A 10,090-nucleotide genomic window follows, 5' to 3' on the forward strand; every position below is an offset into this window, starting at 1 on the left:
GCCAGGGAACCAGTTATTTAACCCTCTTTTGTCACTTTCGGCAGAAAATAATCTGGGATGGTTATAGCATAAGACTTTTACCAAAAACCTTGATTTCAGCCATTCGGTTAGAAAATAAATACTCAAATCCTTGATATATCTACAGTTGAAAATTTTGGTCTTATTTTTAATTTCCCAGAGTGACAAAAGAGGGATAAGGGCATGTCCTGAGCCAGAGATTAGAACCGCTAAGGTCATTAAATAGTGTCAAGCGTGATGACACCTGGCTTTCGGTCTCCTCGACCAGACAGGCAGGCGGCTGTTTTTCCGACGGTCTTCTAAATCTTTTTCACTTCGACAAAGACTTAAGAACCCGTCGGAAAAATCCCGCTAGAGGTTTAGGCGGGGATAAGCTCATTTCAATTGGTGGGCTTCATGAATTAAGGCGTGTCCTTAGCAGGCGCCTCTTCAGCAGGCGCCTCTTCAGCAGGCGTCTCTTCAGCAGGCGCCTCTTCAGCGGGCGTCTCTTCAGCTTCTTTCTTAGGGGTATCGAAGCCAACATTAATATGGAATAACTTCCAGGCATCCGCTTCGGACACGTATTGTAAGCTAAACTTTACGCGGCTAGGTGTGGTGGGATAATAGCCTTGGATGACAAGCACACCATCACTATTTATTGCTGGCGCTGGCGTGAAGGCTGGTTCCAGCGCGTTGATAGCGGGTTCGAGATTAACGTCTTGATCGATAAAACCCTTAAAGCCTACCGCCATTTCCTCCACCGTCACTCCCTCTTGGAAGGGCTTAGAAATAGTCGAATGGAATTCTGTGAAGTCCTTGGTTTGAATGCCCTGGTTCCACGTTAACATGGTCTCTTCCGTCAACTTTGTTAGCTCTGCCGTTGAAGGCACCTTTTTCGGTGCTTCGCTGGTCGAAGCAACGCCCGGTAAAGCAATAGTTGTGGTTTTGCCACCACTCGTAATTGTGCAGCCATATAAAATCGGAACCAGGCAAAGCGCCAGTGGCGCCCATATCAACATCAATTTGTGGCGAATTATCATTTTCTGTCCCTTTGGGTACGTTGAAAAGTCTGATTTCTGATTCAATGAGTTTCCCCCACGAGTGGGGAGGCGGTTCTACTGCTTGTAGAAATTTTGCTGTTGGAAGCTATTGTGTTTCCACTCGATTACTTTCCTCGGGAGTGGGGAGTCTGATGCCGTTAGGCGTTGAGTAATTCTGAGAATTGATTGAGAAAAATTAATTTAAAAAGCAATTTACAGCAGTCTTAGTGTAGAGGGCTGTTTTATTACTATTTTCTAGTTTTAGAGGGTTTCTTCGATCAAAATCACCTTATCATTTTGGCGTATCTCAAAATAGTCTCCCACAGAGTACACGAACGTTGTTCCATCATCAGTGACTTTCGCCGCCGCATAATAAGTTCCGTCATCATTAGTGCTGACGCCACTAACAAACTCATAATTATTGGCATTGTTTGAATCCGCATATGTTAGATACCAGTCGCGGCTTTCATCCTGACAAATGGATATTTCATAGCTGGCTGTTGAGAAGTGCTTATGTTCTCGGTGACCCTTCACGCAAAGGCTGGTAGTTTGCGCGATTAACAAACTCCCCGAAGAGGTGGAACTGAAATTCTCACCACTAGCAGAAGGCGCAGCTAACAAAGGTAATCCGGGTAACAATAACCCAAAAATGGTACCAACTATAGCAGAATACTTGCAGCCTTCAACCCAAATTTTTGAAGTCATTTTGTTTGTTTTTTTAAGTGGTAACTTTTTAATTGTATGTTTGTTTTTTTACTGTGTCAACCGTGGTTTCTCGTAAGTATTTATACCCCCTCTATACTGTTTTTGTGAACTTTTAAATATTTGGGAACTTAGCTATAACCAGCTTGAGGGTGAATAGTGCCTACGCAAAATGCAGGAGTGAAATATACAGTGATGCCAGTTGGTCGGAAACAACCTAAAACCCTATTAAGGATTGAAACAATTTCTTCACACTCCGATAGCCTAACCCGACATCAAATCCTAAAAAGCAATCTTTGAATTGGGATTTTAGGACAAAAAAGTCACTGTGTTCAGGGTGCAGGGTAGGGGGGCGCAGGTTGCAGGGTGAGGGTGAGCGAATATCACCCTTCTCACATCGACAGCACTCAAATGTATCAGAAGCTAGAGAGTAGAGATAAGGGTAAGACTAGACGTAAGACAAAAAGTAAGACATTAAAAAATAGGTGGTGGCTATTTTCCGACGGTCTTCTAAATCTTTTTCACTTCGACAAAGACTTAAGAACCCGTCGAAAAAATCCTGCTAGAGGTTAGGCGGGGATAAGCTCATTTAAACTGGTGAGGTTCATGAGTTAAGGTGTGTCCTTAGCAGGCGCCTCTTCAGCGGGCGCCTCTTCAGCGGGCGCCTCTTCAGCAGGCGCATCTTCAGCGGGCGCATCTTCAGTGGGCGCATCTTCAGCCTCTCCCGTAGGGACTTTAACGAAACGGAGACTTATCGCCAATAACTTCCAGGCATCTGCTTCGGGTATGTATTTCAAGGTGAAGTTCATTCGGGAAGGTGTGGAGGGATAATAGCCTTGGAGAATAAGCACACCATCACTATCTATTGCTGGCGCTGGCGTGAAGACTGGTTCCAGCGTGTTGATAACGGGTTCAAAATTCGTGTCCGTGCCCTTCTTTTGGTTGTAGATGAACGCCTGAAATGCTTCCGTCAATTCCTTCTGCGTCGCTTGCTTTTGCCAGGTCTTAGAAATGGTCGAATAGAATTCTGTATAGTCCTTGGTTTGAACGCCTTCGTTCCACACTAACAGGCTCTCTTTCGTCAACTTCACCAGCTCTGCCGTTGGAGGCACCTTGTCTGGTGCGAAGCCAGTCGAAGCAACGCCGGGCGAAGCGATAGTCGCGGTTTTGCCATCAGTCGTCGTAATTGTGCAGCCATATAAAATCGGAACCAGGCAAAGCGCCAGTGGCGCCCATATCAACATCAATTTGTGGCGAATTACCATTTTCTGTCCCTTTGGGTACGTTGAAAAGTCTGATTTCTGATTCAATGAGTTTCCCCCGCGAGTGGGGAGGCGGTTCTGCTGTCTGTAGAAACTTGGCTGCTGGAAGCTATGTGTTTCCATTCAATTACTTTCCCCAGCGAGTGAGGAGTCTGATGGCGTTAGGCGTTGAGTAATTCCTTAACCTATGAGTTTCCACTCAATTAGTTTCCCCAGCGATTAGGGAGCTAAAGAAGTAATGGGCAAAGGGTTAGCACTAGAATTCAAGTTTCCATTCAATTGTTTCCCCACTCGCGGGGGAAACTTCTATGATACACCCCAGACAGTGCAAGATGTTTAGAGGCTCTTTGTGAGGCTCAGAGGTTTTCCCTCAAATTTAAACTTGTGGCTACTCATACAACATTCTCAAACCCTTACGCAGTAACCTTGCGAGGCTGACAACACAAAAACATTATTTGAGGTATTTTGTCACTAGCCTCGCAAGGTTAGGGGAGTTACCTAAATCAATAGGGAACTTAACCGAGCTTAGAAATTATTCTCTGAGCAGATTAATGGTTTGCGGGCAGATAGCATATTTCTGAGCATAACCCTCTTTTGTCACTTTCGGCAGAAAATAATCTGGGATGGTTATAGCATAAGACTTTTACCAAAAACCTTGATTTGGGCCATTCTGTTAGAAAATAAATGCTCAAATCCTTGATATATCTACAGTTGAAAATTTTGGTCTCATTTTTAATTTCCCAGAGTGACAAAAGAGGGTTAAAGTCATAATTTTAAGCTTTAGCAAGTAAACTGATTATTAGAAGAGTTTTCCATCTAAATATAATCATGACTACCAGCGAGCCGAACATACAAACAGTTTCCGCAGAAAGCCTTTTAAGTGAAAGCGCGATCGCCTCCGAGCAGGTCGAAAAAGCCACAGCCGTCACCTATGCAGAAGAAATTGAAACTGTCATCGCCAGCATGGCTGTAGACCAAAAAGTGATGGTCGGTCAAAGTGAAGCTGGCGGACATCTTTGGAAGTTCAAGTACGGCAGTGTCGAAGTGTTCGTGCAACTTACGGGCGAAACCGAAGATGATACTTTGACTGTTTGGGCTTTTGTACTGCAGTTGCCAGCGAAGAATGAAGCTCAATTAATGCGGAAAATTCTAGAAATGAATTGGCTGTCTACTTTAGAAGCTCATTTTGCCATTGTTGATAATCAAGTTGCCGTAGTATCGACTCGGACGATGGCCGAAATCTCGACCGGGGAAATTTCTCGGGTTATTACTATTGTCGCCACGGTCGCCGATGACAACGATGACCTGCTGCAAGCAGAATTCGGTCAGTAGTCATTAGTTAACAGTTAACAGTCAACAGTTAACAGTTAACAGTTAACTAATATGCAGGCCCTGCGATCCAAGCAATAGTGATTCCCAGCCCCAAACCTACAAGCACTTGAAAAGGAGTGTGTCCCAGCAACTCTTTCAGGCGAGCCTCATTAAGGTTGTGATCTTCCTCAAAAAACTCGTCAATAATTTGGTTGAGGATGCGAGCTTGCTTGCCTGCTGCTTGGCGGACGCCTGCTGCGTCGTACATCACAATAATTGCAAAGATCGCAGCGATCGCAAAGTCCGGACTTTCCCATCCCATCGTTTGTCCGACTCCTGCAGCCAAAGCGCCCACAAAAGATGAGTGAGCGCTGGGCATTCCCCCCGTTGTTACCAAATACTGAAGATTAAACTTGCGATTTTTGACCAACTCGATCGGCAACTTCATGATCTGAGCCGCCAGACAAGCGAGCAAAGCAACCACGAGTACATGATTGTTGAATATGCCGCTGCAAATTTCCTGCATAGTGTTTGGTATTTCTAGTTACTGCGGCTGGTAATAAAATCGGCGATAGCCAGCAGCGGTAGAGCTTTGCTCCCAAACACTGCCAATTGATCCTTAGCATCAGCAACAAGCTGCGAAGCTTGGCGCCGAGACTCCTCAATTCCCCACAAACTGGGATAAGTGACTTTTCCTGCTTGAACATCTTTGCCAGCAGTTTTGCCCAGTTCTTCTTGGGTAGCAGTAATATCCAGAATGTCGTCAACGATCTGGAAAGCCAGCCCAATATTTTGAGCGAAACGAGACAGCCGCTGCAAATCGGCAGCCGAGGCCCCAGCCAGAATTGCCCCACAAACTACGCAGGCCTCTAACAGCGCCCCTGTTTTGTGAGCGTGAATGTAATTCAAAGTTTCCAGAGAAACATCTGTCTTTCCTTCCGATTCCAAATCAACCACCTGACCGCCTACGAGTCCAGCAGCACCCGATGCCCGCGCTAAATGGGCGATCGTCTGCAACACCTGTTGGGGGGGTACGTTCTCAGTTTTAGTAGCGATAAATTCAAAAGCATAGGTCAGCAAACCATCGCCAGCCAAAATGGCAATATCCTCGCCGTAGACTTTGTGGTTCGTCAGTTTGCCGCGTCGGTAGTCGTCATTGTCCATTGCCGGCAAATCGTCGTGAATCAGCGACATCGTGTGGATCATTTCCAAAGCGCAAGCTGTCGGAATTGCCATAGATGTAGTGCCGCCGGCCAGTTCGCAGCTAGCCAGACACAGGATCGGACGCAGGCGCTTGCCCCCCGCTAGCAGCGAGTAGCGCATTGCTTCGTAAATTTTTTCTGGGTAGATGACCGGGAGTGCACTGTCGAGAGCTACCTCGATCGCCTCTTTTCGATTGACTAGATAAGTAGATAAGTCGAAAGAGGATTCCGGTTGGGACGAACCCATTTCTGTTGCCAATACCATCCCTTGCTCTCTTGTACTGAATAGTTATGTGGGATATTGTGAGCCGTTGGGGTCGCATCGTGCCGACTTTTACGGCGGTAGTTGCTCGAACTCCGAGCATCAATTAATCATTCTACGGGTGTTGTTGCACAGAAAATCTTTGAGTTTTGATAACTTTGTCAAATTACCAGTCAATCTAAAATTTACAATCTCAAATATCAAATCCGCTGATTTGTCTGGCAACTTCCAAAAACCGCTGCACCGCCGCCGTTGGATCGCTGCGCCAAATCAGAGCGATCGCCACAATGCAGGTTGATTCGGGTAACGCTTTGTAAACAACCCCGCTGCGCTGGAAATTTTGCATCGACTCAGGGACGATCGCCACGCCCATCTCGGCGGCTACCAGACTCACAATGGTTTGCATTTGAATTGCTTCTTGAGCCGCGATCGGGCTAAAACCTGCTTGTTGACAAAGACTGACGATCGCATCGTACAATCCCGGAGCCTGGGAACGCGGAAATAAAATGAACGGTTGGGTGGAAAGTTCGCGTAATTCAAGATGCGTGCGATCGGCCGCCGGATGCGTTTCTGGCAGTGCCACGATCAGCGGTTCTCGAAAAACGATTTCAGAATTTATCCCGTCTTCCTCAACCGGAGGACGCACGAAGCCGATATCAATTTGCCCGAACCGCAGCCGCTGCAACTGTTCGTTTGTCGTCAGTTCGTGCAGTTCGAGCTTGACGGCGGGACACCGAGTGCGAAAGGCCTGCAAAATCGCTGGAACCACGTTGTGTGCTGCAGAACTCACAAAGCCGATCGTCAGTTGGCCGAGTTCGCCCCGACTGGTTTGTCGGCCGAGTTGAATTGCTCGATCGACTTGCTGCAGAATTTTCCCGGCTTCCTCGAAAAAAACCTGTCCCGCTGCCGTTAAATGCACCGTCCGCTTGGTGCGGCGAAACAATTGAAACCCCAACTCTGCCTCTAAATGCTGGATTTGTTGGCTCAGCGGAGGTTGGGCAATATGCAGTTTTTCGGCTGCGCGGGTGAAATTCAGTTCCTCTGCAACTGCAATGAAATAACGCAAATGCCGAAGTTCCATAGCTCCTCAATCATTTATATTTAAAAAGTATAAGTTGTTAGTTAAACATATATTGGACATTTATGATGGCATTTAATACAGTGATTAATAGGCGAAATAGAGAAGTAAACAATGGCTAATTTGGATCTCATAATTAGAGAAGCAGAGCTGGCAGATTTGGAATTAATTGTGGCTTTTATTTCCCAAAAAAGCGAGTTCCATGGATGTAAAAACCTGTTAGCAGCAACAGCCGATAAATTGCAGCAAACGTTATTTTGCCAGCCTCCGCTAGTCCGGGTTTTGTTGGCTGAGGTTGCCGGAAAAGCGGTAGGATTTGCTCTGTTTTATTCCTCCTATTCAAGTTTATTGACGCAGCCGTGTCTTTGGCTTGATGATTTATTTGTGCAAGCTCCTATGCGCGGAATGGGAGTCGGTACAGCGCTGTTAAAGTATTTGGCAAAAATTGCTGAGTCCACAAATTGCGGGCGTATGGAATGGACTGTTAATACTGCCAATGCGCCGGGAATTGCTTTTTATGAAAAGCAGGGAGCGCGCATTTTGGAAAATATTAGGGTTTGCCGTATTGAGGGGGATGGAATTAATCTGCTTGCTGGCAAATAATTTAATAACGAACCGCGAAGGCGCGAAAAACGCGAAGAGAAGAGAAGAGAAGAGGAGAGAAGAGATGTCACAAGATTTTTGGAATTCAGTGCTTTATGAGGGAAATCATGCTTTTGTTTGGCAGTACGGTGAATCGCTTTTGGAGTTACTCGCTCCGAAGGCTGGAGAACAGATTCTGGATTTGGGCTGCGGTACGGGGCAGTTAACTGAAAAGATTGCTCAAAGTGGGGCTTTTGTGCAAGGTATTGATTCATCTTTGTCGATGATTTCCACGGCCAAAGTTAACTATCCTCACATTAACTTCGCTGTCGCAGATGCAAGGAGTTTTCAAGTAGAAGAGCCGTTAGATGCTGTGTTTTCTAATGCGGTTTTGCACTGGGTTAAGCAGCCGGATGCTGTGATTAATTGTGTGGAAAAAGCGCTGAAGCCGGGAGGGCGTTTTGTGGCTGAGTTTGGGGGTAAGGGGAACGTGGGGGCGATCGTCCGGGCGCTTTTGAGTGTTTTGTCGGAAATTGGCTGCGAGGAGCCTGAAGCGCTTAATCCTTGGTATTTTCCGAGTATTGGCGAGTATGCTGGGCTTTTGGAAAAGCAGGGATTTGATGTGGGTTATGCGGTTTTGTTCGATCGACCGACTCCCCTAGAAGGTGGCAGCGCGGGTATGGTAAATTGGATTGAGATGTTTGCGGGCGGGTTTTTGTCGGGGTTGTCTGAGGATGTGCGATCGCAGGTAATTAACTCCGTTGAAGAGCGTTTGCGATCGGCGCTGTACCGCGATGGTAATTGGATTGCAGATTATCGGCGAATTCGCGTTGTTGCTATCAAGGACTCCTCACGGTAAATCATAGTGATTAGTGAAGTCTATCGGATATTGAAAGCGCTACTACACCAACTTTCGCCCACTCCAAGCGGACTCAAAGACTAAGCAATTTTACAAGACTGGCGTTGCTGAATGATGCCATGAATCATTGAGGAATGGGCACATCCCAGAACTTGAGGTAGTGTAGCAACAATCAGATCGAGTGTCTCAGCATTTCCTCTGACTTGGAATAACAAAGTGTTTTGCGATGCAGTCGTGCCAAGTAATGTCGTAACCGTGTGTTTTCACCTTCTACCCTGGTCATGTAAGTCTTGCTAATAATCTGATCTCCCTCTGGAATAAATCCTGGATAGACTGACCAGCCGTCCGTGACATAAAAATAACAATTCCATGTTGCTACAAGCTCCCACAAGGGGGCAAAGGTCTTCCCACTGTGATCGCCCAAAACCCACCCTAAGATTCCTGGCTTAAAGTGGTCTACTGCTGTCCACAACCAGATTTTTTTTTTTGACCCTACAAAGGTTTCTAGTTCATCCAATTCCCCCACTTGTGGACTGGTCTCAGGGTCATAGGCCGACGGTAGGCGTTCTCCTACTTGTCTGACCCAATTAATAACGGTGGTGTGATGGACTCCTGTGACGCGCTCAATACCTCGAAATCCCATGCCGTTGACATACATTTTCAAACATTGCGCTTTAATTTCATCTGAGTATCCTTTGGAGATTGTGTAAACATCAATAAACTGACGATGACAATCGACACAAATATGATTTTGCTTCCCTCTCATCTTGCCATTTTTACGGATATGGCTGGAGCCACATTCAGGACATTTCATTAGATTTAACCTCAATTCATATCACTATTATGCAACGCCTACAAGACTTACGCTGCATAGTCAAATTTTACGCTACTCATAGTAGTAAGGTGCGAAATACGCACCTTACTACTAGCGTTTCTGCGTAACTCCTGTAAATATCAGGAGTTAATTTCTGGCTAACAATAGGATAAGTTTGTCAGCTTACCACTGATTGTCCTGAACTTAGAAACCCTGAACGGAAACAATCCTGCTTTGTAGTTCATTAGGCGTTACATCGCCTACCAAACCTAAAATCGCGTTAGAATTTCTAACTCTGATGAGAGTTCCTGAAGCAGGGCCGCTCAATTCGCTGGTCAGCTCTGGAGGGAGGACTTGTAGTAAAGCTTGTGGGAAGTCGAACCTATATGTTAATGTCACATCCTGTACCGGCTCCAACACTATATCATTGACCGTTAACCCACTCGCTAATCCAATGCGATCAACATCAGGATCAAAACCTCCGATCAGATCACTAAAATTGATATCTGTAGTGGCAGGATCTATTCCCAGAACGCATAAATTATTGCCAAACTCACAACTTAAGAAGTCTCTGCCCAAGCCGCCAACCAGAGTGTTATTCCCCTGTCCGCCGTCTAAAAAATCATTGCCTCTACCCCCAAATAAAATATCATCGCCAGCGTCTCCAGTAAGGAAATCAGCATCTAGACCACCACTGAGGCAGTCATTTCCATCAGATCCATTCAGGAAATCTCTCCCTTTTCCCCCAAATACAGAATCGTTGCCTGCAAAACCTGTGAGAATATCTTCCCCTTCATTTCCCAGGATTAACTCGCTAGCCCCTGAGCCATTTACTGTATCGTTGCCATCGAGGGCCCAAGCTCCTAAAGGGAAGTTGTTTAGATCTCCAGGAGTAAGTTGAATCAATTCCGAGGTGTTGTCGCCAATTAAGCGCAATGTCCCTGACGCATCCGGTTTTAAAGCCATAGCTAAAATCTTTGT

11 protein-coding genes are annotated in these 10,090 nt (G+C 46.0%); 3 read left to right on the top strand and 8 right to left on the bottom strand.

The genetic code is table 11. From position 1 onward, the window contains the following. Positions 1–419: 419 nt before the first annotated feature. From QUA47_RS24360 to QUA47_RS24370, 3 genes are all read right to left on the bottom strand, one after another. Positions 420–1,082 (bottom strand): hypothetical protein, encoded by a 663-nt coding sequence (locus QUA47_RS24360; RefSeq protein ID WP_333432654.1) that lies wholly within the window; start codon positions 1,080–1,082, stop codon positions 420–422. A gap of 216 nt (positions 1,083–1,298) precedes the next feature. Next, positions 1,299–1,742 carry a hypothetical protein gene (locus QUA47_RS24365; protein ID WP_333432655.1) on the bottom strand — a complete coding sequence of 148 codons (444 nt, stop codon included), beginning with the start codon at positions 1,740–1,742 and terminating at the stop codon, positions 1,299–1,301. 608 nt (positions 1,743–2,350) lie between these two features. After that, positions 2,351–3,124, bottom strand: coding sequence for a hypothetical protein (locus QUA47_RS24370; RefSeq protein ID WP_333432656.1), 774 nt, complete (start codon positions 3,122–3,124; stop codon positions 2,351–2,353). A 705-nt stretch (positions 3,125–3,829) separates the two neighbouring features. Between QUA47_RS24370 and QUA47_RS24375 the strand changes: the two genes are divergently transcribed. Next, positions 3,830–4,333: a YbjN domain-containing protein gene (locus tag QUA47_RS24375; RefSeq protein ID WP_333432657.1), complete on the top strand. Its 504-nt coding sequence runs from the start codon at positions 3,830–3,832 to the stop codon at positions 4,331–4,333. Between the two features lie 46 nt (positions 4,334–4,379). Here the strand turns inward: QUA47_RS24375 and QUA47_RS24380 are convergent, their stop codons facing one another. The 3 genes from QUA47_RS24380 to QUA47_RS24390 form a co-directional block, all read right to left on the bottom strand. After that, positions 4,380–4,838 (bottom strand): divergent PAP2 family protein, encoded by a 459-nt coding sequence (locus tag QUA47_RS24380; protein WP_190658220.1) that lies wholly within the window; start codon positions 4,836–4,838, stop codon positions 4,380–4,382. A 14-nt stretch (positions 4,839–4,852) separates the two neighbouring features. Then, the gene (crtE, locus tag QUA47_RS24385; RefSeq protein ID WP_333432658.1) at positions 4,853–5,779 is read right to left on the bottom strand and encodes a geranylgeranyl diphosphate synthase CrtE; all 927 of its coding nucleotides are present in this window, start codon (positions 5,777–5,779) and stop codon (positions 4,853–4,855) included. 190 nt (positions 5,780–5,969) lie between these two features. After that, positions 5,970–6,857 carry a LysR family transcriptional regulator gene (locus tag QUA47_RS24390; RefSeq protein WP_333432659.1) on the bottom strand — a complete coding sequence of 296 codons (888 nt, stop codon included), beginning with the start codon at positions 6,855–6,857 and terminating at the stop codon, positions 5,970–5,972. Between the two features lie 111 nt (positions 6,858–6,968). Between QUA47_RS24390 and QUA47_RS24395 the strand changes: the two genes are divergently transcribed. Both QUA47_RS24395 and QUA47_RS24400 read left to right on the top strand, forming a co-directional pair. Next, complete coding sequence (locus QUA47_RS24395) at positions 6,969–7,457, top strand: GNAT family N-acetyltransferase (RefSeq protein ID WP_333432660.1); 489 nt, start codon at positions 6,969–6,971, stop codon at positions 7,455–7,457. A 64-nt stretch (positions 7,458–7,521) separates the two neighbouring features. After that, positions 7,522–8,295, top strand: coding sequence for a methyltransferase domain-containing protein (locus QUA47_RS24400; protein ID WP_333432661.1), 774 nt, complete (start codon positions 7,522–7,524; stop codon positions 8,293–8,295). Between the two features lie 172 nt (positions 8,296–8,467). Here the strand turns inward: QUA47_RS24400 and QUA47_RS24405 are convergent, their stop codons facing one another. Further along, entirely contained in the window at positions 8,468–9,109 is a 642-nt protein-coding gene (locus QUA47_RS24405; protein WP_333432662.1) for an IS1 family transposase, read from the bottom strand. 204 nt (positions 9,110–9,313) lie between these two features. Beyond that, positions 9,314–10,090: calcium-binding protein (locus QUA47_RS24410; protein ID WP_333432663.1), on the bottom strand; the 777-nt coding region annotated here is incomplete at its 5' end.

Origin of the sequence: Microcoleus sp. MON2_D5 (genome assembly GCF_036701905.1) — a bacterium.
Lineage (GTDB): Bacteria > Cyanobacteriota > Cyanobacteriia > Cyanobacteriales > Microcoleaceae > Microcoleus.